At 40.3% G+C, this 25,681-nt stretch carries 21 protein-coding genes and 1 riboswitch; of the genes, 5 read left to right on the top strand and 16 right to left on the bottom strand.

Features of this window, described 5'->3' with window-relative positions; genetic code table 11:
* Window positions 1–3: 3 nt before the first annotated feature.
* The 9 genes from ACFPYN_RS17130 to ACFPYN_RS17090 all read right to left on the bottom strand — a co-directional run bounded on the left by ACFPYN_RS17130 (window position 4) and on the right by ACFPYN_RS17090 (window position 13,090).
* On the bottom strand, window positions 4–1,197 hold the full coding sequence (locus tag ACFPYN_RS17130) for an acetyl-CoA C-acetyltransferase (protein ID WP_377735822.1): 1,194 nt from the start codon (window positions 1,195–1,197) through the stop codon (window positions 4–6).
* 370 nt (window positions 1,198–1,567) lie between these two features.
* Window positions 1,568–3,712 carry a (Fe-S)-binding protein gene (locus ACFPYN_RS17125; protein ID WP_377735821.1) on the bottom strand — a complete coding sequence of 715 codons (2,145 nt, stop codon included), beginning with the start codon at window positions 3,710–3,712 and terminating at the stop codon, window positions 1,568–1,570.
* A gap of 628 nt (window positions 3,713–4,340) precedes the next feature.
* The gene (locus ACFPYN_RS17120; RefSeq protein ID WP_377735820.1) at window positions 4,341–5,798 is read right to left on the bottom strand and encodes an adenosylcobinamide amidohydrolase; all 1,458 of its coding nucleotides are present in this window, start codon (window positions 5,796–5,798) and stop codon (window positions 4,341–4,343) included.
* A gap of 1 nt (window position 5,799) precedes the next feature.
* On the bottom strand, window positions 5,800–6,795 hold the full coding sequence (locus tag ACFPYN_RS17115) for a FecCD family ABC transporter permease (protein WP_377735819.1): 996 nt from the start codon (window positions 6,793–6,795) through the stop codon (window positions 5,800–5,802).
* On the bottom strand, window positions 6,788–7,753 hold the full coding sequence (locus ACFPYN_RS17110) for an ABC transporter substrate-binding protein (RefSeq protein ID WP_377735818.1): 966 nt from the start codon (window positions 7,751–7,753) through the stop codon (window positions 6,788–6,790). Before ACFPYN_RS17110 ends, ACFPYN_RS17115 begins: the two co-directional genes overlap by 8 nt.
* Before the next feature lie 162 nt (window positions 7,754–7,915).
* Window positions 7,916–8,103: riboswitch (cobalamin riboswitch) on the bottom strand.
* A 335-nt stretch (window positions 8,104–8,438) separates the two neighbouring features.
* Entirely contained in the window at window positions 8,439–9,458 is a 1,020-nt protein-coding gene (locus ACFPYN_RS17105) for an STAS domain-containing protein (protein ID WP_377735816.1), read from the bottom strand.
* Window positions 9,459–9,708: 250 nt separating this feature from the next.
* Entirely contained in the window at window positions 9,709–10,380 is a 672-nt protein-coding gene (locus ACFPYN_RS17100; protein ID WP_377735815.1) for an HAD family hydrolase, read from the bottom strand.
* 614 nt (window positions 10,381–10,994) lie between these two features.
* Window positions 10,995–12,662 (bottom strand): arginine--tRNA ligase, encoded by a 1,668-nt coding sequence (gene argS / locus ACFPYN_RS17095; RefSeq protein ID WP_377735813.1) that lies wholly within the window; start codon window positions 12,660–12,662, stop codon window positions 10,995–10,997.
* The gene (locus ACFPYN_RS17090; RefSeq protein ID WP_377735884.1) at window positions 12,659–13,090 is read right to left on the bottom strand and encodes a DUF1934 domain-containing protein; all 432 of its coding nucleotides are present in this window, start codon (window positions 13,088–13,090) and stop codon (window positions 12,659–12,661) included. The genes argS and ACFPYN_RS17090 overlap by 4 nt, the downstream gene beginning before the upstream one ends.
* A gap of 176 nt (window positions 13,091–13,266) precedes the next feature.
* On the opposite strand from ACFPYN_RS17090, the gene ACFPYN_RS17085 reads away from it, so the two are divergent.
* Window positions 13,267–14,358 carry a GGDEF domain-containing protein gene (locus ACFPYN_RS17085; RefSeq protein ID WP_377735812.1) on the top strand — a complete coding sequence of 364 codons (1,092 nt, stop codon included), beginning with the start codon at window positions 13,267–13,269 and terminating at the stop codon, window positions 14,356–14,358.
* A gap of 1,167 nt (window positions 14,359–15,525) precedes the next feature.
* On the opposite strand, the gene speB is transcribed toward ACFPYN_RS17085, so the two are convergent.
* Window positions 15,526–16,401: an agmatinase gene (speB, locus tag ACFPYN_RS17080; protein WP_377735811.1), complete on the bottom strand. Its 876-nt coding sequence runs from the start codon at window positions 16,399–16,401 to the stop codon at window positions 15,526–15,528.
* A gap of 3 nt (window positions 16,402–16,404) precedes the next feature.
* Window positions 16,405–17,238 (bottom strand): spermidine synthase, encoded by an 834-nt coding sequence (speE, locus tag ACFPYN_RS17075; protein WP_377735810.1) that lies wholly within the window; start codon window positions 17,236–17,238, stop codon window positions 16,405–16,407.
* A 287-nt stretch (window positions 17,239–17,525) separates the two neighbouring features.
* On the opposite strand from speE, the gene ACFPYN_RS17070 reads away from it, so the two are divergent.
* Window positions 17,526–19,625: a transglycosylase domain-containing protein gene (locus ACFPYN_RS17070; protein ID WP_377735808.1), complete on the top strand. Its 2,100-nt coding sequence runs from the start codon at window positions 17,526–17,528 to the stop codon at window positions 19,623–19,625.
* A gap of 393 nt (window positions 19,626–20,018) precedes the next feature.
* Window positions 20,019–20,357, top strand: a complete 339-nt coding sequence (locus ACFPYN_RS17065) for a DUF3889 domain-containing protein (protein ID WP_377735807.1) — start codon at window positions 20,019–20,021, stop codon at window positions 20,355–20,357.
* Between the two features lie 364 nt (window positions 20,358–20,721).
* Here the strand turns inward: ACFPYN_RS17065 and ACFPYN_RS17060 are convergent, their stop codons facing one another.
* Complete coding sequence (locus ACFPYN_RS17060; RefSeq protein ID WP_377735806.1) at window positions 20,722–21,237, bottom strand: YwhD family protein; 516 nt, start codon at window positions 21,235–21,237, stop codon at window positions 20,722–20,724.
* 67 nt (window positions 21,238–21,304) lie between these two features.
* Here ACFPYN_RS17060 and ACFPYN_RS17055 point away from each other — a divergent pair, with 67 nt between their 5' ends.
* Entirely contained in the window at window positions 21,305–21,490 is a 186-nt protein-coding gene (locus ACFPYN_RS17055) for a 2-hydroxymuconate tautomerase (protein WP_377735805.1), read from the top strand.
* 134 nt (window positions 21,491–21,624) lie between these two features.
* On the opposite strand, the gene ACFPYN_RS17050 is transcribed toward ACFPYN_RS17055, so the two are convergent.
* The 3 genes from ACFPYN_RS17050 to ACFPYN_RS17040 form a co-directional block, all read right to left on the bottom strand.
* Window positions 21,625–22,131, bottom strand: a complete 507-nt coding sequence (locus ACFPYN_RS17050; protein ID WP_377735804.1) for a YwgA family protein — start codon at window positions 22,129–22,131, stop codon at window positions 21,625–21,627.
* Between the two features lie 18 nt (window positions 22,132–22,149).
* Window positions 22,150–23,454, bottom strand: a complete 1,305-nt coding sequence (locus ACFPYN_RS17045) for an HD domain-containing protein (protein WP_377735802.1) — start codon at window positions 23,452–23,454, stop codon at window positions 22,150–22,152.
* A gap of 267 nt (window positions 23,455–23,721) precedes the next feature.
* Window positions 23,722–23,943: a DUF1450 domain-containing protein gene (locus ACFPYN_RS17040; RefSeq protein ID WP_024535615.1), complete on the bottom strand. Its 222-nt coding sequence runs from the start codon at window positions 23,941–23,943 to the stop codon at window positions 23,722–23,724.
* Window positions 23,944–24,109: 166 nt separating this feature from the next.
* On the opposite strand from ACFPYN_RS17040, the gene ACFPYN_RS17035 reads away from it, so the two are divergent.
* On the top strand, window positions 24,110–24,742 hold the full coding sequence (locus ACFPYN_RS17035; RefSeq protein WP_377735800.1) for an RsfA family transcriptional regulator: 633 nt from the start codon (window positions 24,110–24,112) through the stop codon (window positions 24,740–24,742).
* Between the two features lie 93 nt (window positions 24,743–24,835).
* Here ACFPYN_RS17035 and ACFPYN_RS17030 read toward each other — a convergent pair whose 3' ends face one another.
* A complete protein-coding gene (locus ACFPYN_RS17030) occupies window positions 24,836–25,681 on the bottom strand; it encodes a lipoate--protein ligase family protein (RefSeq protein ID WP_377735799.1) in 846 nt (281 codons plus the stop codon).

Below are 25,681 nucleotides of genomic sequence, written 5' to 3'. Positions count from 1 at the left end.
CTATTAAGCTTTTGGAACTTCGATCATAATGGCATCGCCTTGGCCGCCGCCTGAACAAATCGCTGCAATTCCAATACCGCCACCGCGGCGTTTTAATTCATAAGCTAAAGTTAAGATGATACGTGCACCACTTGCTCCAATTGGATGTCCAAGTGCGACAGCTCCACCGTTTACATTTACTTTTGATTCATCTAAGTTAGCGATTTGAGCAGATGCTAAAGCCACTGCCGCGAATGCTTCATTGATTTCGAATAAGTCGATTTCTTCAAGCTTTTTACCTGTTTTTTCTAAGATTGCCTTAATAACAAGACCAGGTGTTTGTGGGAAGTGTTCCGGCTCAATTGCCACTTCTGCGTGTCCAATTACATAAGCTAAAGGTGTTTTTCCTTCTGCCTTCGCTTTATCTTCGCTCATTAACACAAGTGCTGCTGCGCCATCATTTACGCCAGGAGCGTTCCCCGCCGTAATCGTACCGTCTTTACCGAATGCAGGTCTTAATTTTGAAAGTGATTCTGTAGATGTATTTCTACGTGGTGATTCGTCTTGATCGATTTTTAATGCATCGCCTTTACGTTGAGCAACTTCTACTGCAATAATTTCTTCAGCAAACGTTCCATTGTCGATTGCTTTTAATGCTAAGTCATGACTACGGAATGACCATTCATCTTGTTTCTCGCGTGATAAGTCAAATTTCTCCGCAGTTGCATTGCCATAAGTACCCATGTGTACACGCTGTGGATTGAATGAACAAGACAGACCATCATAAATCATGCCATCTATCATTTGAGCATCACCCATTCGTAAGCCGAATCGACCTTTTGGCAAGTAATATGGCGCGTTTGACATCGACTCCATACCGCCAGCAACAATCGTTTCCTCATCGCCTAAACGAATCAATTGATCAGCTAAAGTTACTGCACGCATACCCGATGCACACACTTTGTTAATCGTTTCAGTTTTAACACCCCATGGAATGCCTGCTTTTGTAGCAGCTTGGCGAGAAGGAATTTGCCCTTGACCAGCTTGAAGCACAGTCCCCATAATGACTTCATCAACCGATTCAGGCGCTACGCCCGCTCTGTTCAACGCTTCTTTAATGGCCACGCCACCTAAATCACTTGCTGTAAGTGAAGCTAATGAGCCACCCATCTTGCCGAATGCTGTTCGTGCTCCATCTAAAATAACTGTTTTTGCCATGAATATTTCCTCCTCTATTTTTGTATACGCTTACAGTTTTATCTTTTTTAAGAATTCGGATAATTTAATATGTGTGTTTGGTTCGAAATTGTGTTTTTATCGGCTTGTTTTTGGTTTCCGACCATTTGCGAAGTGTTTCCGACCAACTTTGATGACTTTCCGACCAAATGAGTGTTTTTTGCTATTTTTCCCTGCGGTTATTCGTCGCAAATAAAATAGTCCACTTTCGGTGGTCTTTTTTATTGACTGAACGCTCGCTCGACAAAACATCAAAAGAAAAGGGAGTACAAAGACTCCCTTTCCCAATTAAATCTATTATAACGAATTTTTGCGTATTAATCAATCTACTGTAATGAGGTAATGTGGTGCTTTATTGTAATACTGGTTCTTCTACTTCTTCTACTGGAGGTAAGTAATCCCCTAGTACTGAGCGTTCTAGTAGTTCGGCGATGTCGTAAGTACCGATTGTTTCTTCTACTTCTTTCGCTTTCGTACCGTCTGACAGCATTGTTAAGCAGTAAGGACAACCTGATGAAATCATGGTTGGATTGACAGCAATTGCTTGCTCCGTTCGCGCTACGTTCACACGATTTCCAACATGTTCTTCCATCCACATCATTCCGCCACCAGCTCCACAGCACATACCCGTTTCGCGGTTACGTTCCATTTCCACAAGCTTCACGCCTGGGATGGCACGCAAGATTTCACGTGGTGGATCGTACACGTCGTTGTAACGACCTAAGTAACATGAATCGTGGAACGTGATCGTTTCATTGATTGCATGTTGTGGTTTCAAGCGACCTTGTTGTACTAAATCAAAGAGCATTTCAGTATGGTGCAAGACTTCTCCGCTCCAACCGAAATCATCGTATTCATTTTTAAAAATGTTATATGCATGCGGATCAATCGTAACAATTTTCGTTACTCCGGCTTTTTCAAACTCCGCAATATTTGCTGCGGCTAGTTCTTGGAACAAGAATTCATTACCTAAACGACGTGGTGTGTCGCCAGAGTTCTTTTCTTTATTCCCAAGAATAGCGAACTTAACGCCTGCTTCATTCATCAATCTTGCAAAGGCAAGTGCAATTTTTTGTGAACGGCTATCGAATGCACCCATTGATCCAACCCAGAACAAGAACTCAAATTCTTCTCCTGCTTTAGATACTTCTTTAACAGTCGGAATGTGTACATCTGGACGTTCGTCACGCCAGTTTTCTTTTTCTTTACGGTTCAGACCCCATGGATTTCCTTGACGTTCGATGTTTGTCATCGCGCGTTGTGCATCCGGATTCATGCGTCCTTCAGTCATTACTAAGTAACGTCGAAGGTCGATAATGTGGGATACGTGCTCAATCATAACTGGACATTGATCTTCACAGTTACGACAAGTCGTACATGCCCAAAGCTCTTCTTCTGTAATAACTTCACCAATTAATGCTGGGTTATAAATGTCTTCGATAACAGCCCCATCAACACGAGCCGCAACTGCTAATTGATTTCCTTGCGTATTCGCAAATGCCATAGCAGGTACCCATGGTTTTTGTTGAGTAAGCACTGCACCTGTATTGGTTAAATGGTTACGTAGTTTTGTAATTAAGTCCATCGGCGACAGCATTTTTCCTGTTCCCGTTGCTGGACACATATTTGTACAACGTCCACATTCTACACAAGCGTATAAGTCGATCATTTGTTTTTGTGTAAAGTCTTGAATTTTACCGATACCGAATGTTGCCTCTTCTTCCGATTCTTCATCTTCAGCTTCTTCGAAATTAATCGGGCGAAGCTTTCCAACGTTATCAGTACGGTTGAAGTACGTGTTCACAGGTCCAGTAATTAAGTGGAAATGCTTCGATTGTGGAACGTATACCAAGAATGTAAGTAGGAATAGTAAGTGAGCCCACCACATGATATAGAAAATCGTGATTGCTGCTGCTTCTGGTAAGAAGCCGAAAATGGTTGCTACAGCAGATGCGACTGGTTCAGCCCAAGTTGCTGCGTGATCATGCCAAATCATACCCATCCCGTTTCCGATTAATACGGAAACCATTAAACCGCCGATGAATACAAGGACAAGACCTGATTTCCATCCACGTTTTAAACGCACTAACTTCTCAATGTAACGACGGTAGAATGCCCACACGACCGCAACTAGAATCGTTAATGTAACGATTTCTTGGAAAAATGTGAACGCAGGATACAATGGACCTAAAGGTAAATGTGATCCTGGTTTCAACCCTTTCCAAATAAAATCGATTGCTCCAGCTTGTACTAAAAGGAATCCGTAGAAGAACATCACATGGATGATTCCACTTTTCTTATCTTTCAATAATTTCTTTTGTCCAAATACATTCACCATTATTTTACGCATGCGCTCTTTGAAGTTATCTTCAAACTCTACTTTCTTACCGAGCTTGATGAATTCGTAGCGTGTCTTCAACAAATATGTAAAAAGACCAATTGCGTAAGCGGTTACAACTAAAAATAAGACCCAGTTTGCTATTAAAAGCGGGCTCATCACTCTCTCCCCTTTCCTTTGTCAAAAATATAATTTGTTATTATTCTAATAACATCAGTTTAGTAGATAGATGGTATGTTGTCGATGCTAAGTTTAAGTTTAAAACTGAATGAGCATTCAGTCAATAGCAAATAGTAGAAATACTTTTTGGAGTTTTTATTAGATGGGACAAACAGTTTTGATTTGGTTTACGAATGAATCGTTGCTCTCTTTAAGTAAATATTCGCCCGAAGATGAAATTTCGGCCTCTTCCTTCTATCTATATTTCAAAGACTTTAGCGCATCGTTACTTTCAATTGAAAGTATCAATTAACTGCATCTAGTTGCAGAAAAGCCTCTCTTTAAAAGGGTTTATTTGAAACAGCAGCGCAGCGAAAACCAAACTAATTGGCCCCCTCACACTTCGTTTTGAGGGGTGTTTTTGTGGGAGAATTTGGGTGAAAGGGAATAAACCACAGTTGAAGGGGAATAAATCAATTTGAAAGGGAATAAAACGGTTGCGAAAGGGAATAAAGACCTCCGGAAAGGGAATAAATCAAAATGAAAGGGAATAAACCAAAAAAGTGCCAGCCTCTTTCAAGTTTGCAAGACGTTTTTGTCTCACTAACCGAAAGTGCTTAGCACCTCTTTAGCTTGATGATGTTTTCTTAATAGCTTTTACTGTGCATTCGTAGACGCCACGGCCGATGATTTTCCCCAGATCGTGTACAGGGCCAGCGTATTGAAGAAATTGTCCTTGTTGTGTGGAGGCTACGAGCAGGCTATCAGTTGGCGTACCTGTAGCGAGCGTCCCGGTAAATGGATCCAACACTTGTTGATCGAATAGTGCTTTCGTTTTTGCTTCTGTTGCCGTAATCATGGCTTGGATAAATGCTTCTTCCGATAGAATGCCATTAATAATGATCCATGTGTTAATAGTGCCTAAAGGTGCTTGGCGGTCTTGTTCGAAAGATTTAGAAACGTCGATCGCGTTTCCTACACCTGCAGTTACTGCGATAGTGATGCTGCCAAATGAGGTTTGGTAATCTGCAATCTCTACATTTCTAGGGTCAATAGCGGTCATCATGCCGACTGTGTCGGTTGCGGTGAAGCCATTAGTTTGCAAGTATTCGAACATTTCAAATGTAATGTTTTCATGATTATATGTACGTGGCACACATCGGTTGATAAATGTTCGATACCATCCAGAACCTGCATTCACCACAGCGGATGATGCGGTTTTTAGTGGCTGTTCCGTTTGCAGTAAAACGAATTGATCAGTAATACGGAAGTGTGTTTTATTTACCAACAAATTGGTTGGGCGATTTTGCACCGTTGGCATTAATGTAATTTGTGGTTTCGGTTGTTCAGGGTGTGGATGAGTACTGACACGTGCCTTATAAACGTTTTGAATTTGTTGCTCTTTTATGACGGCATGTGGTTCGCCTAGATGTTTGATCGTTCCGTTTTCCATTAGCAATAGTCGGTCACAATAGATAGATGCGAGATTGATATCGTGGAATACAGAGATTACGGTCATGTCATGTTCGATGCATTGTTTTTTGATGGTATCGAGCAATTGTGTTTGATGGGCGATGTCGAGATGGTTAGTCGGTTCGTCCAACAATAGAAGTGGCGCTTGTTGTGCTAATGCTTGTGCCACAAAGACACGTTGTTGTTCGCCACCTGAAAGTTGGTCGAGAGATGTATTTTCGTATTGTGAAATACCGGTTAACTTCATTGCTTCAACGACAGCTTTTTCATCTTCCATAGACCACGATGAAAACCAACCAGTTTGATGTGGGTATCTACCTAATGACACTGTTTCACGGACATTATGTGTGAATGCATGAGCGTGAAGTTGAGGCAATACGGCCATTTGTTTGGCAAGGTCTTTTGTTGAAAACGATAGGATGTGGTCCCCTTTTAAGTTCACGGTACCCGTGAGTGCAGGTAAAATCCCACTAATAATTTTAAGAAGTGTGGATTTCCCGCTCCCATTCGGCCCAAGAATTCCAAGCATTTCACCTTTTTTCACTTCAAACGAAACGTCTTTAACAATTGGGACTTCATGATAGCCGCCTGATAAATGAGTCACTTGCAACATCTTACATCCCTCCCGTTCTTCGTTGTCTAAAGAAAATAAAAGCAAATACTGGAGCTCCGATGAATGCAGTGATGACACCGATTGGTAGTTCAGTTGGCGCAATGATCGTGCGTGACACAAGGTCACAGATAATGAGTAATGTAGCGCCATTAATAAATGATAACGGAAGAACATGGCGATGATCTGCTCCCCATAATAAACGAACCATATGTGGGACAACGAGTCCAACAAAGCCAATGGTTCCAGACACTGCAACTGCTGCGCCTGTTACCATAGAGCCTCCAACTAAAATCATCATTTTTCGTTTTTTAATATTAACACCTAAATGCTTCGCACGCTCTTCACCGAATAACATGGCGTTTAGTTCACGTCTGTTCAGCCACATTAAGAAAGTTCCAATGATGATGAATGGCAGGGCCATATTTACGTAGTCCCATCCACGCATGGAAACACTTCCAAGCAACCAACCGATAATTTGTCGAAGTTCCTCACCTGTTAAAGCAATCATCAGTGAAATGATGGAACCTAGAAATGAACTAAAAACAATCCCTGTTAAGATGATGGTTTCCATTTTCATCGAGCGATCGACGAGTTTTGCAAACCCCATTACGCCAATCATCGTTGCGAATGCACCAATCATGCTAAAGACAGGTAAAGTAAACATTCCTAAAACAGGAATGGAGATTCCAAAAAACAACGTGACAACGGCTCCTACTGAAGCACCTGAAGAGATGCCTAGCGTATAGGGGTCCGCAAGAGGATTTTTCAGTAACCCTTGAAACGATGCACCCGCAATAGCTAGTGAAGCTCCTACTAATCCAGCAAGTACCACACGAGGCATACGAATATTCCACAAAATATTTGCTGCGCTTGCGTCTCCTTGTCCATTCCACAAAGTGGAGATGGGTATGGACACCGTGCCAATCGTCACACCGAAACCGATTGACACGATAAGGAAGACGATGGACACAACGTACGCAATGACTCTTTTATTCACCAAAAGCCTCTGGATAAATGGCTTTCGCTAATACTTCAAGTCCATCTGCAAGACGTGGACCCATACGACCTGTGACATCCGCATCAACGTCTACCACTGCCTTATTTTTAACAGCTGTCACATCCGCAAAACCATTGCGATTCAAAACTATATTAGTTGAATCCGGTGTGTATGCTCCGTATGTTGTAATGATGACATCGGGATTTCGTTTGACGATTTCTTCAGGATCTAATTTAATCCACCCCTCAAGATCACCCACTAAATTTTCAGCGTTGATTAAATTCAACATTTCGTTCATCATCGTTTTACCTGCTGGTGAATAAATTTCAGGTTCTGGAGATATTTCAACAAGTACATTCTTTTTCGTATCAACTGTTGCCACTTTATCTTGTACATCTTGCACGGTTGTTTTCATCTCTTCAACAATCTCGCTTGCTTCCTCAGACTTGTCTGTAAGCTTGCCAATATCTTCAATCGTTTCATACGTTGAATCGAATGATTCAGCATTTGCAACCGTATAAACCTTTATGCCTGCATCTCTCAGTTGTTTTAAACCTGGATCCCAAGTGCCAAGTGCAGATTCATGCGCCAACACTAAATCAGGATTTAAACTGATGATCTTCTCAACATTAAACTCCATGCCGCCAATCTTATCTTTTGAGGCAGCTTCTTCTGGGTAATTATCGAAATCAGAAACGCCCACGATTTCTTCCTCTAAGCCAAGTGCATACAATATTTCTGTATTACTTGGAATCATTGAAACGATTGCTTTTGGTGCTTCTTCCAATGTGATTTCATTGTCTGTGACATCCTTAACTGTCATCGGGAATTGTGCAGTCTCTTTCCCTGCTTCAGTTTCAGGTGATGCGTGATCTTCTCCATGTTCTTCTTGCCCACACGCTGTTAATAGTATTGCAGCGAGTGCTGTTGCGATCCATAATTGCCAAATCTTTTTCATTGTGTGTTCCTCCTCGATCAATTGTGTATCTGTGTGTCGCAAAACAAAGTTTTTTAGACACAAAAAAATCCTCCGCGTATAGTCGGAAGATGGTTGGTTGAATATAGGCTTTTGCTAAATGAGCACGAGCTGATTCACACCATTCCTATCCTCGTAGGGTTGCGGGTGTTTCGCACGTAGGCAGGTCTCCTGGCTTGTGATCAGTGGGCGGCGCGTCTTCCCAAAGCATAATGCTTCAGTGACTTGATGCGCTTTCCCCTCACATACAGTGGCGGGACCGCGTCGGATTTGAACCGACTTCCCTTTTAACTCTGCGATTGAAGCAGAGCACCTTCGTGTTAGAGCTATGTAATTCATTTTTTATTATACATGAATTCCTTGGAGTGTCGAGACGTCCTTCTCTAAAAAGATGTAGCTGATTTCCATTGCAGCGGACGCTTTCCGGGGGGCACGGCTTCAGCCGCTTCCCTCGCGGCGCTCAGTCCAGGGTCTTCAGCTCGTGCTGTTCCCCCTGGAGTCGCCGCCTCCATTCCAATCAGCCTGTACTGAAAAAGCATATAAAAATTGCCTTTCAGTAAAATGCAAGTTACTACACTACCATTAAAAACAGGTAGAGAAAACGATTCGTTTTTCTCCACCTGTTTTATTTCAGGGGCTAATTAGATAGCCCCTCATCATTATTTTTTTATATAATTCTTCGTCCGCTCTGAGCTAAAGCATAATGTATTCCGTGTTGTAGCGTTTGGAAACAATCTATTTTCGTTAAATCTATATCCGCCTGAATAATAACCTGACTTAATTCACCAGAAATGCCTACAATGATTGTTTTCGTTCCAATGAGTGTAGCTGCCAGACCAATTTTTTCGATCAAGCTTACTGTATGTTGGGTGATACCTTTATTGAGTCCAGTTAAGTCTAGTATTAAATACTTTGCTTTATGTGCTGGCAAATTGCTTAACGTCTTAATAAGGAGTTCTTCAGAACGTTCTTCATCATACTTCCCTAGTAGTGGGACTACAACTACCCCTTCTAACACTGGAATAATTGGTGAAGAAAGCTCTTGAATGAGCTCTTTTAAATCTCTTGTTTTATCTTCTACAAGTGCTTCCAAATGGGAAATTAGTTCTGATTCCTTTTTTCTTGCTAATTGATGAATATTATCTGAAACAGTCACAGCCGAAGGGAAATACTCAATTACGCTGTATTCATGACCTTCTAGTTGTTGTTGAACGACTTTGTACCAAATATTTGTGCCGAATAGACCTGAAAAAATGCCTGCGTAATGTGCAGCGAGGAATTTACCTCCCTGAATTTTTCCTTGTGCCACGTTAATTTTATGTTCCCAACTATCTTTCAGATGAGCCGTTAATGTTTTTGAGTTGAAATCTAAGTGATGAATGGAGGTGCGTCCCCATCCAGCTGAGGCATATGTATTTGTGATTAACTCTGCCGCTTCAGAGACACTTACATCTTTTATTTTCTCGAAGTATTCTCCAACCACAAGCCCTTGTCTAAAACCGGTTGTTTCAAAAACTAAACTCGATGCTTCTTCACCTGAAATTTCCTCAATGGTATCGAAGAACTCTCTCATAGCAGTAGATATCCAGAAGAGAACGGAGTCTTGCCCTTCAAAAATAAATTGGCCTTGTTCCAAGTCCCATGTGAAATCTAGTCCAGCTACATTAATGTTAGAATTTGTACCCACTACTTGTATGCTCCTTTAAGAATCTATATTTCACTTACTGTAATTCCATTATATGTACCAAATAAACACTAGTCCACTTTAGTTGTATATGTGTAGGGGATAATCCTGACTTAAAACTGATTGTGTTCACAGACTTCACCATAATGTCTTAGTTATTATTGTTCATCACTCTAATTAATAAGTCATCATTTTGCATCATAAATAATCCACCTATAAAGCTTATTTTATATTTTTGATTCTGATTTTTTACTTAATTAAATTTATTTAAATTTTTAATGATAATAGGTATTTCAGCCAAATCATCAACAATAAAATCCGCATCAACATTATCCCATTGAACATCTTTTTTCCAAATACTTTTCATACCAGCATTTTGTGAAGCTTTAACATCATTTTCTGGATGGTCTCCAACAAATACACTTTGATTTGATACCACATTCAGTTGGTTCAATGCTCTCTTAAAAATTTGGATATCTGGTTTTTTTAATCCTTCCCATCCAGACACTAAGATAGCTTCAAAATAGTCTTCAATTCCTAAAGCTTTAATATTATCCATCTGAAATTGTCCATATCCATTTGTAATCATTCCTAAGACTATGTTATTTCTTTTCAATTCTTCTAACATTATTAGGAGATTAGGAAAAGGAACACAATTATTTTTAAATTCATTTATATAATCTTGAAGTAGATACTCCCAATTTACCCCAGTAATATTTAATTCATTAACTAACTGTTGATACACTTTATCTTTCCAAACATATCCTCGGCTATCTAGCTCTATAAATCTTGTGGTATATATCTTTTTTGGTATATGTCCAACCCACTTGTTCAATCGATCATATTGCATATCGATAAAATTCATTACTGATTGATCTCGATTTAACAAAGTTCCATCAAAATCAAATAACACTGCCTTAATCAAATGAACTCACTCCCCAAATCCCCTGTTTTTTTACGAGTACAAGTACCTCTTTTAATATTCAGCTTAACTTTGAAATAACAAGTTTTTGGCACTTAAAAGATTGTTTTCAAATTAGTCAATTTCACAAATGTCTTTTGATGAATGATACACGAATATTTGAAGTGTATTCCTTTGAAGTTGTTAGAACTCGATTAAATTCTTTTGAATTTAATTCTATCTTCTTAATTTTCATCACATCCTCATTAATTGTTGTTGCAATTATACCCCACATCTTATTCCTTTTGATTCTCATTGAAAGATCGGCGTTCAATAGCTAGTCGACTTGGTTAATGAGACGCTTTTTGATTGTCTTTTTCAATCACGAAAAATTTATCGCTCAAATTGCCTTGTTTATCGCTCAATCTGAGGATTTATCGCTCAAAACTAGAGATTTATCGCTCAATCTGGCGTTTTATCGCTCAAACGCGTCTCTCAACCTAGTTAACTTTTTGAAACATTACATGAAACTATGTCCAAATTTATAATCTACCTGGAAATTTGATGTTCATTATAATTTAAGAAAACAAAAACAGCCATTTCACGTCTTACATGTGAAATGGCTGTTACTATAGGTTTTACATTTTTTCTGGCGCGCTTACGCCGATCAGGCGAAGTGCGTTTGCAATAGTTGTGCGGACTGCCGTGATAAGGGCTAGTCGTGCACGTGTCATGTCTTCGTTCGTTGGGTCCAATACTTTTTCTGCATTATAGAAGCTATGGAATGTTGATGCTAGTTCTTGAATGTATGTTGCCACACGGTGTGGCGAGCGCATTTTCGCTGCATCCGCCACTACTTGTGGGAAGTCGCCCATTTTTTTCAAGACATCAATTTCTTTTTCAGCTTGCAACAAGTTTAAGTGATCCTCTGATGCACTGAATCCTTGTTCTGCTGCTGAGCGCAAAATTGAGCTAATGCGTGCATGTGCATATTGCGCGTAGAAGACAGGGTTTTCGTTTGATTGTGATACAGCTAAATCTAAATCGAAATCCATATGTGAATCGCCAGAACGCATGGCGAAGAAGTAACGTACAGCATCTAAGCCAACTTCTTCTACTAGTTCACGCATGGTAACGGCTTTACCTGTACGTTTGCTCATCTTCATTTTCTCGCCGTCTTTGTACAATTGGACCATTTGAATAACGCTTACTTCAAGCGTATCATCACCGTTTCCAAGTGCTTGAATAGCTGCTTTCATACGCGGGATGTAACCGTGATGATCAGCGCCCCAAATGTTGATTAACTTTTCAAAGCCACGTGCAATTTTATCTTCATGGTACGCGATATCAGGTGTTAAATAAGTAAATGAGCCATCATTTTTAATGAGTACGCGGTCTTTGTCGTCACCAAATGTTGTTGAACGGAACCATGTCGCGCCTTCTTCTTCAAAGACGTGACCATTCGCACGTAATTTATCTAAAGCCACTTCTATCATGCCGTTTTCATATAATGAAGTTTCTGAATACCACTCGTCAAAATTAACACGGAAGTCAGCTAAATCTTGTTGTAGTTTAGCCAGTTCTACTTTAAGTCCATGCGCACGGAAGAATGCAAAACGGTCTTCAGGAGATTTCTCAAGCAATGCTTCACCATGCTCATTTGCCATAGCTTGTGCAATTTCAATGATATCTTTGCCATGATAGCCATCTTCCGGCATTTCTGCTTCTTGACCTAGAGCTTGTTTATAACGAGCTTCTAATGAATACGCTAAGTTGTTAATTTGGTTTCCTGCATCATTAATATAGTACTCACGAGAAACATTGTAGCCTGCAAAGTCGAGAACATTACAAAGAGAGTCTCCGACTGATGCCCCACGAGCATGACCTAAATGCAAGTCGCCTGTTGGATTAGCAGATACAAACTCTACTTGAATTTTTTGATTAGCACCCGCATTTGAACGACCGTAATCAAGGCCTTGTGCAAGTACTGCTTTTAAAACATCCGCTAAGTAGTCTTTACGAATCGAAATGTTCATGAATCCTGGACCAGCTATCTCGATTTTCTCGATTACAGTGCCAGCTGTTTCAAGGTTTTCGAGAATCGCTTCTGCTATCGCGCGAGGTGGTTTTTTTGCAAGCTTCGTCAGCTGCATCGCAATATTTGTTGCGTAATCACCGTTCGCTTTGAAGCGTGGTGATTCTAAATGAATGGCTGGAAGACCTTCTGAGTCTGTTAATTGTGCTTTCAAAATAGCTTGTTGTAATGCTTCTTTTATGGATTGTTGAACTTGTTCTACTGCGTTCATTGCGATCCCTCCGTGTAGTGAAATTCGAGTGTGTATTCGCCAACGGGTTGTCCGCTCACGGTTAAATCATATTGAACGACGAAATTTCCATCGTTTTTGTTTTTTTCAAATGCTATTTTTCGTGTCATGGTCGAGACCATTAAAACGCCAAATTCACTTTCATAACTGCCTGTCTGTTCTTCATTTTCCAAGAATGGAAGTCGCATATTGACGCCGCCACTTCGCAAAATCAGTCCTTCTGTTTCGCCCATTTTGACGGTGGTGTTGATTTTATTATCGTCTTGCATTTCCTCGTATTTTAAAAAGGATTTTCCTCTTTTTTCAATAATCGTGCCATTTGCCCATAATTCATAAATTTCCGGTTCTTCGTTAGGTTGTCGAATGGTCGTTTTCAACTTTACTTTTACTTGTTTATTCAACAAGTCCACCCGCTTCCTTTTGATTAGTTTCAAGATAACCTTTTTATTATAAGGCATTTGACCCCTTCATTTCAAATATCGTTTTATTATTGCTCGACATATCAATTTAACTGTAAAATTTTTCTGCTTTTGTATTTTTAGGTATGATATACTGACGCTAGAATTTGTGTGGGGAGGCGAAAGTCATGCTTTTCGATTTGCTATTAAATTTTTGTATCTTATTTACTTTTGCTATTCTTTCGTACTGGCCTTTTCAAGATACTGTACGCTCTAATTTCCCATTTCCGAAAGTTCATCCGTATATTATCGGAATCATGTCCGGTTTAGCAGGCTTTATCTTAATGGAATCGTCTGTTAAATTATCGGATACAATTATGGTTGATTCCAGACATGTTGTGATTATTATTTCAGGAATTGCCGGTGGACCTATAGCCCCTATTATTAGTGGATTAATTATTGGGTTAGCCCGTATATTTATGACTGATACTGTCACGACGACAGGACTTTTAGGAGGCATAAACGTTATTGTTTTGGGAATTGTTATAGGCGTATTTAGTTTTAAATATCCGATGACATTCAAGAATGCTCCACGTTATTTTTATTATGCAACCACTCAAACGGCAGCCCTCATTGCCATCTTAATTTATCATTCAACTACTAATTATTTGCACATCGTGTATTTTATTTTATTCTCAGCCTTTTCATTCTTTACTGTGTTGTTTATTTTAATCGAGTTAAACGACCATTTTAAGAAAATTCGTCATACAGAATTGTTGGCGGAAACTGATTATTTAACTGGTCTTTATAATAACCGTAAGTTTGAGCAACTTACCCATTCATACATAACGGATTCCACGAAACCTTTCAGCATGATTTCAATAGACATTGATCACTTTAAGAAAGTTAACGATCTTTATGGACATCCGATTGGTGATGAAATTCTGAAGGAGCTTGGAACTCGATTAAAAATTCTAGTTTCTTCATGCGAAGGATACGTCACTCGAAATGGTGGCGAACAATTTGTCGTGTTAGTGCCCAACTCCCCTCCAGCTATGGGGCTCGATTTAGGTGAACGCATTCGCTCAAGCATTGCACGAAGCCCTTTCCCAGTGTCAAATAATCAACAAGTGACCATCACCGTCTCAGTTGGTGTCAGTTCCTACCCTGATAACGGAATGACGATACAAGAACTTTATAGTGCTGCAGATACAGCTATGTATGAAGCGAAAGCGATTGGTCGTAATCGGGTTATCCATTATACAAATATAAAAGCGTAATGCTTCTCTAATTGAGAGCATCACGCTTTTTCTATGTCTTCCCTTCGAAAGCGAAGATGTACGCGGATGCCTACTACTTTTTTCGAAACATGAAAGGGCGTTGAAACGGAAATCTGCAGAGTAGTTTAACAGTGTTATTATTAATAAAAAAACCCCTCGGGGCTCGTTAACGAAATCTAATTGAAGAATTCCTGTTGACGCAAAGAAATTTTCAGTGCGCTTCGGACGCATTCTCTGCTGCACTATAATATAGGGAACAAAGAGTGACGTAGACACAATCGCCTCTCAATTTGTGGATCTCATCAACACGCACAAATATGGAGAGATTCCTACGTCGATGGCGATTTTTCCTACGTGACGGACGTTTTTTCCTACGTCATCACTCTTTTTCCCTACGTGAACCTCGATTTTTACAACTGAGCCATCGCTCAGCTATTATATGTAAAAATAAATGCCAAATAGGGCTGCTCGCTTTGCTCCACAGCTTTTTCTGTGGTTGTGAGGGAACACTTTGGATGGAAGAAATGACGTTTTCAGACGTCGATGGCGATTTTTCAGACGTGAAGCCTCCTTTTTCAGACGTCATCGACTTTTTTTCAGACGTCAACCCCAAAAAGTCAGACTGAGCAACAGCTCAGTCTGATGGTATCAAATTATTCGCCAATCACAGTAAGGAGAAACCTATAATGGGGCTGATCGCTTTGCTTCAGCCTTTTCTGTGAAGAGAAATGACTCAAATATGGAGGGATTCCTACGTCGATGGCGATTTTTCCTACGTGACGGACGTTTTTTCCTACGTCATCACTCTTTTTTCCTACGTGAAGCTCGATTTTTACAACTGAGCAATCGCTCAGCTACTATATGTAAAAATAAATGCCAAATGGGGCTGCTCGCTTTGCTCCACAGCCTCTTCTGTGGTTGTGAGGGGACACTTTGGATGGAAGAACTGACGTTTTCAGACGTCGATGGGGATTTTTCAGACGTGAAGCCTGGTTTTTCAGACGTCATCTTCTTTTTTTCAGACGTCAACCCCAAAAAGTCAGACTGAGCAACCGCTCAGTCTGACTCAAGAAGAAATAACCACTGGATGTATGGACCTAAAATTATAAAAAAAGAGGGCTGCCCTTAAAAGTCATTTAAAATGACTTTTAGGACAGCCCCTTTTTCTTATTTCAACCAGCCAAGAAGCATTTCACGAATTAATTTGCTTGCCGTGTTAACCGTTTGCTCAGATGGGTCGTAGATTGGGGCTACTTCAACTAAGTCGAAGCCCACAACGTTAACGTCAGATCCTGCAATTGCATGGATAGAAGCTAACAACTCACGTGATGTAATGCCGCCGCAGTCTACTGTTCCAGTACCTGGTGCATGTGCAGGGTCAAGTACATCAATATCAATCGTCACATAAACGGGACGACCTGCAAGTGTAGGTAAAATTTCTTTCAACGGCTCAAGCACTTCAAATTTTGAGATGTGCATGCCGTTTTCTTTTGCCCACTCGAACTCTTCTTTCATACCTGAACGAATGCCGAATGAATAAACATTTTTCGGCCCGATATGTTCTGCAATTTTACGGATCGGTGTGGAATGAGAAAGTGCTTCCCCTTCGTACGACACACGTAAATCAGTATGGGCGTCCATGTGAATAATCGCTAAATCCGGATGTTTTTCGGCTACAGCTTTCATCACAGGCCACGATACTAAATGTTCGCCTCCCATACCTACTGGGATTTTTCCATCTTGCAAAAGTTGGCGAACGAAACCTTCGATGTAGTCTATACTTTTCTGCGGGTTACCGAATGGCAATGGAATATCCCCTACATCAAAGTATTTTACCTCTTCAAGATCACGGTCTAGATAAGGACTGTATTCTTCCAAACCAATTGACGCTTCACGAATGCGCTGAGGGCCAAAACGTGAACCTGGGCGGTAACTAACTGTCCAGTCCATCGGCATGCCATAAATGACAGCTTGAGACTCATCGTAATTTGGATGACTTTTAATAAAGACATTTCCTGAATAAGCTTCATCAAATCTCTTCATGTATTATTCCCCCGTTAAATCTTTTACGAACTTCGGCAACACGAATGCAGCTTTATGCAATTCTTTCGTGTAGTATTTCGTGTCGATTTCATGGAAACGTGAATCTTCCACTTCAAGCGGATCGTATTTTTTTGAACCTACTGTGAAACACCACAGACCACTTGGGTACGTTGGGATGTTCGCCGTATATAAACGAGTAATCGGGAAAATTTCTTTGACGTCTTTTTGAACTTGCTTGATTAAATCTGGTGTAAACCAAGGGTTGTCCGACTGTGCCACAAAAATTCCATCTTCTTTTAATGCTTTTGAAATGCCTGCATAGAAACCTTTTGAGAACAAGTTCACAGCTGGTCCTACAGGTTCAGTTGAATCCACCATGATGACATCGTATTCATTGTCAGCTTTAGCAATGTGCATAAAACCGTCGCCTACTTGTACATCTACACGTGGGTTTTCTAATTCTGATGCGATTGTTGGTAAATATTTTTTAGAGTACTCGATTACTTTGCCATCGATATCGACAAGTGTTGCTTTCTTCACTTGTGGATGTTTCATGATTTCTCGAATCACGCCACCGTCTCCGCCGCCTACTACTAAGACGTTTTCAGGGTTTGGATGTGTGAATAATGGTACGTGTGCCACCATTTCATGATAAACGAATTCGTCTTTTTCCGAAGTCATTACCATGCCGTCTAGGAATAACATATTGCCCCATTCAGCCGTTTCCGCCATTTCGAGCAATTGGAAATCCGTTTGCTCCGTATGCAAGGTACGGTTCACCTTCATCGTAATGCCAAAATTCTCGGTTTGTTTTTCTGTAAACCAAAATCCAGCCATAATGCATTCTCCTTTACTTACGAGGTTAGTGGATCCGTTCCCGGCATGTAGCGAAAATGAACGCGGTCTGCCGAAAAACAAATACAGAGAAAGTATAGAGGTTTTTTGTAAAAGTGCAACTGTTTTCTATTTACATTTGTATTTATGTTTCCTATCAGTGCTTTTTTATACGCGTAAATTCAACAAAATAATCGCATAATATAAACTATTTTATGCGATATCAGCGTTTAATCTAGGCGCGAAGTTACCATACTACTAAAACTATTAATGAATGGAGTGATGTCAAATTGGGACGAGTTGATTTGCAACTTCAAAAACGAAAACGTCAAAAAATTCGATCCGTTATTTGGTACCTCCTTGTTTCAGTAAGTGCAATATGCACTGTTCTTTTAGCGTTGCGAATTTATGCACAAGTTCTTGGTCCCCCTTCTCTCGCCGTTTCGAAAGCGACCGTTTTTTTAGATCGTAACAGTCATTCCATCGGAGACCGTTTTGCGGAACAGCGCCGATACTGGGTTGAGTTAGAGGATATGTCACCATTTATTAGTGATGCCATTTTGGCTGTAGAGGATCAAGAATTTTATGAACATCACGGATTTGATTACACCCGGATTGCGTCTGCCTTGCTAAAAGATGTGAAAGCGATGCGAAAAGTAGAAGGTGCAAGCACCATTACCCAGCAGTATGCACGAAATTTATATTTAACTCACGACAAAACATGGACACGCAAAGCGAAAGAAGCGTTGTATGCATATCGCATGGAAGTATTTTATGAAAAAGATGAGTTATTGGAAGGTTATTTAAATACAGTGTACTTTGGTCATGGTATGTACGGAGTAGAAGCTGCAAGTCGGTTTTATTATGGTAAGCCGAGTAAAGAGTTAACGCTCGCTCAATCGGCTTTACTTATTTCCATTCCAAAAGGGCCGAGCATCTATTCGCCTTTGATGAATGAAGAAAATGCATACGACCGACAAAATGTTGTTCTAGGCTTAATGGAATCTCAAAACATGGTGACAACTGAAGCAGTCAAACGTGCACGCGACGAGGAAATCGTCTTAAAAAATGAAGAATGGAAAGCCACAAAAAGTGTAGCACCTTATTTTTTAGACGAAGCTTGGAATGAAGCCGAACGTATTTTGAAATCAAAAGGTCGCGCGATTGCAGAAGGCGGCTGGACAATTGAAACCACATTGGTCACTCAGCACCAACAAGTCGCGGAAGAAATCATTGCCGACTGGATGCCAGATAACAGCCTTGAAGTTGGCTTTATTAGCATGGAACCAGATACAGGTTACGTGACGGCTTTAGTAGGTGGACGGTCTTACTCAGATAGTCCGTTCAACCGAGTGACTCAAGCGAAACGCCAACCAGGATCCACCATTAAGCCTTTATTATATGCGGCGGCTCTTGAAGAAGGATTCTCTCCATTAACATTCTTAGAAAGTGAACGCACCATTTTCACGTATGACGATGGACGTTCTAAATACGAACCTAATAATGTGAATGGCGAGTTTGCGAATCACCCGATTTCATTAGCTCAAGCACTAGCGATTTCAGATAATATTTATGCTGTGAAAACACTTGAAAAAGTTGGCTACAAACCTTTCCGTTCGGTCTTGGAAAGATTAGGTGTGAAAACTTCCGTTCAAGATTCTCCATCCATGGCGCTTGGAACGTCAGAAGTCACATTAAAAGATTTGACCGGTGCTTTTAATAAAATTGCAGGCGGCGGATTGGATCGGAAAATTCAAACCGTGTTATCAATTACGGATAGTCAAGGTGAAGTAGTATTTGAAGCTGATCCAAAAGAACGTCAAGATGATGACCGCGTCATGTCTAAAGATGATGCGTTCATTTTGACTCACTTAATGACAGGCATGTTTGATCCCGTTTTCAATGATTATGCACCTGCAACAGGCCTTTCCATTCGAGGCAAACAAACGCGTCCATATGCAGCAAAATCAGGGACCACGAATTCTGATCAAGTATTAATTGGCTATACGCCGACATTAACTACGGGTGTCTGGAATGGCTATGATGAAGGCAGAGAATTGCAACTGCCAGTAGACAAACAGGCGACCAAAAATATTTGGATTGATTTTATGGAGAAAGCCCACCAAGGCATCTCTGCTGAACCATTCCTACCTACAAAAGGTGTGAATGGAATCATTGTAGACATCGAAACTGGTGGATTAGCCGTATCTGAATGTACGAAGCAGCGATTAATGTACGTAAAACGAGAAGATATACCGAAGCGATTATGTACGGATCCAAAACTGCAAAAACAATTAGTTGATGACATCGAAGGAAACGAAAATGAAGTGATTGAAATGGAAAGCGACGATCCATGGTCCATGTTCCCGTTCTCTTTCTTTAGGAATTGATGTGGTATGCATGTTTCCGATTGCGGATTGCGGATATTCCCTTTCATATGGGGTTTATTCCCCTTCACATGGGGTTTATTCCCTTTCAACATGGGTTTATTCCCCTTCAAAGTAGGTTTATTCCCCTTCAATCGGGGTTTATTCCCTTTCACCCATATTCTTACAGATCTCTCCCTCACTTCGCTCTATTTTGTGGGGGTATTTTCTTCTATATTAAAGGGAAATTATCATCAAACAAAATCCGTAAATCGTTTCACATTATACTCTGGGAACGTGAATCAGCGAGCATCTGAATAGTAATAGTCCATAGGCATTTTCCATAAAAAAAACCACTCAATATGGAATGATTTTAAGCAAGTTACTCATCCTATAGAACAGGAGATGAGATTACTTATGCGAAAAGCATTTATTGCACTTGGAACCATATTAATTTTTATTACATTTAATTCAGCGCTCACACAGTTCTCAACTATTGCTCAAGCACAACAAGAAATTCCATCCCACGCTAAATGGGGAAAGCTTGTTATGACGGAGACAAAAGCAAAATATCCTAATGCGAATATTATTGACTACCTGTATGTAGGAAGCGAGTCTAAAGGAGATTCAACCATTCAAAAGTTTAAGTTATGGTTAAAAGATGGAGACAAGGAATTCGGGGTTTTTGTAACAATTGAATACACTACAAAAACAGAAAAAGTGGTTGATATCGGATTTGAAGAAACCTCTAGATAAGCCATTACAGTAGGCAATAAACGGTTAAATTTCGAACCTGGAATATTGGGTGTTATTCACCCCACCCTTAATTGCGATAAGGTTCCCATTAGTTCCAAAATAAAAAAGCTTTCTCTTCCTCGGCATTTAATGTCCGATGGAACAGAAAGCTTTTTTCTTGGTTAGTGCTGACATGAGAAACATGCGGCATTTGGCTTGGGTTTGACACAAATGTCGCATGGCGCTCATGTACAGGCACGTTTCCAATTGTCCTAGCTTACCTTTTGCAAGCTATATTTTATAGTTTACTTGCTTTGATAGAGAGATTCAACCTTAGAGAAGTCACTGATGCAAATGTCACAATTTGTACAACTGTTTTACAATATTATACAATCAATGCGTTGTGCAGTTTTTCGTCACTTCGAGCCCACATTTCAGCGTTATGTGTTTGCAAAAAGTTTCTTAAAATCACTTTAGATTCATCATCCATATGTTCGACGATAATATGTCGTTTCATTGATTTATCCATTCGGTTGACATGGTCAGCCAAAAGTTTAAAGCCCCGTCGTTTTTCACGGTTGATGATCATTTCACAACCTGTAACACCAGCATAGTATGGACCACTCGCTTTATGATCAATGGTTACCCAGACAAGCCAAAATAACTTGCCACCTTCTGAATCTTCACGATTCCTCGTGAATTTGATACCACGCTCCGTATCACTGCGTGCGTGCATAGCGCCGATTTCAACCTTTGCAATATTTTCTTCGACGTCAATGATGACGGGTGATACATGCTCGAGTGTTAAAGAGCCTATTCCGTATCCACCGTGCCCATCAGTTGGGTCGTTTTTTATTATAGTAAATCCAAGTTTTTGTTTTGGTTTTTCTTCATTTGCCATACGTAATCAACCCCCGTTCTGTTATTATAACCAATATACAAAATTTTGTGTAAAGGAGGAACTTCCAATGCCATACGTAACCGTCAAAATGTTAGAAGGTCGCACAGATGAGCAAAAGCGTGCACTCGTTGAAAAAGTGACTGCAGCAGTTGCTGAAACAACAAACGCACCTGTTGAAAACGTAGTTGTCTTCATTGAAGATATGCCAAAAAACAACTACGCAGTAGCAGGAAAATTATTTAGCGATAAGTAAAGTTAGGAGCCGCTGAAAGGTCCGATTCGAAAGCTTGCTTTCGCATGAGGTCCTGAAGCTTAGGTACAGCTTCGCGCTTGGAGCTAGATCAACATAATAAACTAGGACGACTCTTTTTTATGAGCCGTCCTTTTTTAACATGCTATAACTGTTTGAAGTTCATCAATAAAAGCAAAGGCTTCTTCTATTTCCTTCTCTGAAAAATTCAATTTACCTTTCACGACATGCAGCTTTTCAATTTGTGCTACACGTGGTAGTTGGTCGAAGTATAACAATGTTGACACCATTTCAAGAAAGCGAGAACTTTTGACATTCAAACGCTCGATGCATTGATCCAAATTTTTATGATGACTTGTCATTGTTGATAAAAATTGACGTCCCTCTTCGGTACATGCATATGTGTATTGAACATATGAACCCTTGTCTTCCATTTTTTCAGATACAAAATCCATATTACACAATTCTTCTACACGTAAAGTGAGTTCTTCTGAATAAGGCCCGAACATGTGGAATTGGTATTTTTCTTGGAATGGAAAGTTCATTTTCTTTGCAATGTAGACCATTTTTTGCAGCTTTTTACGACCTGCTACTTCACCTGCAAGTGTAATAAACTGCACGATTTTCGCGTGTTCATGTAACAATTCAGCCCACCTCCAACTTTAAGCTTCTCCGAGTAATAACTGCAAAATTTGTTTTTTTACAGCTTTTTTCTTTGTATCCTGTGTTAATAAATCTTCTGGGAAATACAATTTATGGTCCGTTCTTCGTTTACCTGAAATGGCCTCGACAATATCAGACGACCTCGACAACTCACTTAGTTCATCATTTGGCATTAATAAATGAATAGGCACACGTTCGCCTTCTTCACCAGGTCGATAAAAATCATATGGTAAATCGGATGACGAATCGAACACTAAATAATAGGCAGGATTAATACCAGCTTTTTTAAACAGTTGCTCGAGTTCCGCCAATTTCCGATAGTCTTTTGCTGGATCAAATTCGATGTATTGAAATAACCGACGATTGATAAAACGGTCACAAAGATCTGAGAGAATTTCATCTTCCTCATGCACCCACTCTTGAAAATACGTCATGACAATACCTTCATCCAGAGCGATGTAATCGGCTAATGAAAATGTTTGATCAAAAAACGTTTTAAAATGGCGCGGTTCATAGGCAAACTTATAACCATTTGAACTTAATTCTTTGGCACGATGAAGAGCCTTCGTCAAAATCACCTCTGCACTTCTTGATACGGGGTGGAAATATACTTGCCAATACATTTGATAGCGACTCATGATGTAGTCTTCTACGGCATGCATACCGCTTTGTTTAATGACCACTTGATCTTCTCGTGGACGCATGACACGCAAAATACGTTCCATATCAAAATGGCCGTAACTCACACCTGTGTAGTACGCATCACGCTGTAAATAATCCATACGGTCTGCATCGATTTGGCTAGAAATTAAGCTCACCGCTAGTTTATTGGAATACGTCTTGGCAATAACGTCCGACACATGTTGCGGAAACTCAGGTGACACGCGCAATAAAATCGCATTAACTTCTGTGTCTCCTAGCAAAATAGCTTGAGTGAATTTCTCATGATCAAGATCGAAAACATGTTCAAACGAATGAGAAAATGGGCCATGGCCGAGATCATGAAGAAGAGCTGCACAGAGAACGACCAGTCGCTCTGACTCGTCCCACTCCGGTCGACCTTTAAAAATATCATCAATAATGCGTCTCACTACTTCATAAACACCAAGAGAATGGTTGAAGCGGCTATGTTCAGCACCATGGAAAACGAGATAAGTCGTGCCGAGTTGTTTAATTCGACGTAATCGCTGAAATTCACGGGCTCCAATTAAATCCCAAATGACTTGATCACGCACATGAATGTAACGGTGAACTGGGTCTTTGAATACTTTTTCTTCAGCTAACTTTTGTGTTGCGTAACTCACGTGAACACCCCATTTCAGCAATAATGTTCGAAGGCTAAAGGCGCAGCTTCCTGAGTCGACGCCCTTATGACCCATATTCTGTATATCCAATCGGAAAGCGCCACTGTAGCTTAGGACTGACGCTTGAAGCAAGACAGTATGACAATTAAATCGAAGAAAAAGTTTTATATAGATTCCTATTAGTATAAAGAAAAAACCACCTTCACGAAAGGCGGCAAAAGTATGAGAATTTACATAAAATAGTTGAAGCAGCTTGTTGCGAAATTGTCACTTTAGCTTGGCCCGTACTTTACCCATTAATTCATCTTCAGTTAGCGCAGCAACGGGTCGGTTGTTTACAAACACGAATGTTTTTTTACGGCCTGGACCGCAGTAAGAATGACACGCAATATCAATTGATGCGTCTGGATCTATTTCTTTTAACTTAGGAATTAATGTTTTTAAATTTACGGCCTGACAATCATCGCAAACTCGGAATTCGTTTGCCATTTGTCTACAACCCTTTCTTTTTTGGATAAGAAGTCTTTCCGTCATTGTACCGTATATTTCTTCTTTGATTCAAGCACATCTAATTCTTTCAGTGAATAAAACCTGTCAATCTTGTACAAGCTAGTAGTAGAACATTAAAACTATTAACAAATCAGGAGGGATATGTATGGTAAAAATAAGACAAGATGCTTGGTTAGATGAAAATGACGAATTGCTAGCAGAAACCGTGCTACGACACGTTCGCGAAGGAAGTACTCAACTCAATGCATTCGAAGAGGCTGGGGACACTTTGAATCGTACAGCCGCGGCTTGCGGATTTCGTTGGAACGCAGTTGTAAGAAGAGAATACGAGAAAGATTTAAGAGAAGCGAAAAAAGATCGCAAACAAAAATTGCGTGTCCTTGGTAAAGAATACCGCCGCAGAGGTCAATCTCTGTTTCTCGTAGGAAGTGAAGAACAACCACAAGAACGCATACAAATCCCGCTTTCTTCTCTATCTTTAGATGTGGTCATTGCTTACTTATTACGCTTACAACAAAGCGGAACTGGCGAAGGAGAGTCTCATCGCTGGCGCGCATTACTATCTCACTCTCAAGAAAAAATTAAGCAACTTGAACGAGATGTCGCTCGATTAGAAAGCGAGAATTCAACTATTCGCGAAGATTACGAACAGTTCGTTCATATCATGAACCGTGCTCGACGTTTGGTGACATTAAATGATGACGCCGATAATGTGTCACCTGTATTCCAAATGGAACGTAACGGCAATTTAGTCGCAAAAGAACCACCAATCAATTGATTGGTGGTTCTTTACTGGACACTAACTTAATTGATCGAGCATTTATTCGGCTTCACCCAATTACTTTCCAAAAACAAGAAGAAAGCGAATGTCTCACTCAACTTTTGTCAGCATTTTTTGATTGCGTTCAACCACTCGAGTTAAGTAATACATATATAAATCCGTTTCACTAGGTTGGAGCGATTGCATATGCACATTGTGCATCATGTGATTCATTAATCGTTGGGCGTGGATCACGGTGTCTTGAACCGTCACACTTTCCCCTAGTATTTCGCTAATAGAAGCCATCACTTCTGGCACTATGACTGGGTACATGAATTTCGTTTGTGCGCCTTGCAATCCTGCTTCATAAAAGTCTCGGATTATGACAGCTCGCTCTGTTCCGCTACCTTCAATACATAGATAAATTTGAACCGCAATACCATGACGCAGGCGTCTTTGTGATATTCCTGCAAATTTCTTTCCTTCAACACTCAAATCATATGAACCAGGACAATATGAGCCAACGATTTCATAGGCTTCTATTCGGTCCGCAATTTGAGGAAATAGGTAGCGAACGAATTCAACCATGATATCGTATCCCGCATTAATATCAATTGCAGAATTTTGTTCAGATACAATAATGGAGATATTTAAAACACCACTATCTAAAACGACCGCCAGTCCACCAGAGTTTCGAACGATCGATTGAAATCCATGTTCCTGTATGACATCTCGACCAGCAGCGACATATGGGAGTCGGTGATCTTGGATACCCAAGACCACTGTGTTTTCGTGAACCCATGTACGAATCGTTGGCAACGACAAACCTTTACCCACGAGTTCACACAACATATCGTCTGCTGCAAAAGATTCCAATGCAGATTTCGATCGCCCACTCATAGACTGATCCCAAAACCGCCATTCTTGATTAACAAATAAATCGTTAAAATCGGACAT

It is taken from the genome of Paenisporosarcina macmurdoensis (assembly GCF_042658845.1).
GTDB lineage: Bacteria > Bacillota > Bacilli > Bacillales_A > Planococcaceae > Paenisporosarcina > Paenisporosarcina macmurdoensis.
The sequence above is the reverse complement of the archived record's forward strand: the minus strand, read 5'-3'. Positions and strand labels throughout refer to the sequence as shown.

What these genes read in the sequence shown, in the direction of transcription:
- ACFPYN_RS17130 (WP_377735822.1), bottom strand. Translation starts at nt 1,197, where the DNA reads ATGGCAAAAACAGTTATTTTAGATGGAGCACGAACAGCATTCGGCAAG.
- ACFPYN_RS17125 (WP_377735821.1), bottom strand. Translation starts at nt 3,712, where the DNA reads ATGAGCCCGCTTTTAATAGCAAACTGGGTCTTATTTTTAGTTGTAACC.
- ACFPYN_RS17120 (WP_377735820.1), bottom strand. Translation starts at nt 5,798, where the DNA reads ATGTTGCAAGTGACTCATTTATCAGGCGGCTATCATGAAGTCCCAATT.
- ACFPYN_RS17110 (WP_377735818.1), bottom strand. Translation starts at nt 7,753, where the DNA reads ATGAAAAAGATTTGGCAATTATGGATCGCAACAGCACTCGCTGCAATA.
- argS (WP_377735813.1), bottom strand. Translation starts at nt 12,662, where the DNA reads ATGAACGCAGTAGAACAAGTTCAACAATCCATAAAAGAAGCATTACAA.
- ACFPYN_RS17085 (WP_377735812.1), top strand. Translation starts at nt 13,267, where the DNA reads ATGCTTTTCGATTTGCTATTAAATTTTTGTATCTTATTTACTTTTGCT.
- speB (WP_377735811.1), bottom strand. Translation starts at nt 16,401, where the DNA reads ATGAAGAGATTTGATGAAGCTTATTCAGGAAATGTCTTTATTAAAAGT.
- speE (WP_377735810.1), bottom strand. Translation starts at nt 17,238, where the DNA reads ATGGCTGGATTTTGGTTTACAGAAAAACAAACCGAGAATTTTGGCATT.
- ACFPYN_RS17065 (WP_377735807.1), top strand. Translation starts at nt 20,019, where the DNA reads ATGCGAAAAGCATTTATTGCACTTGGAACCATATTAATTTTTATTACA.
- ACFPYN_RS17060 (WP_377735806.1), bottom strand. Translation starts at nt 21,237, where the DNA reads ATGGCAAATGAAGAAAAACCAAAACAAAAACTTGGATTTACTATAATA.
- ACFPYN_RS17055 (WP_377735805.1), top strand. Translation starts at nt 21,305, where the DNA reads ATGCCATACGTAACCGTCAAAATGTTAGAAGGTCGCACAGATGAGCAA.
- ACFPYN_RS17040 (WP_024535615.1), bottom strand. Translation starts at nt 23,943, where the DNA reads ATGGCAAACGAATTCCGAGTTTGCGATGATTGTCAGGCCGTAAATTTA.
- ACFPYN_RS17035 (WP_377735800.1), top strand. Translation starts at nt 24,110, where the DNA reads ATGGTAAAAATAAGACAAGATGCTTGGTTAGATGAAAATGACGAATTG.
- ACFPYN_RS17030 (WP_377735799.1), bottom strand. Translation starts at nt 25,681, where the DNA reads ATGTCCGATTTTAACGATTTATTTGTTAATCAAGAATGGCGGTTTTGG.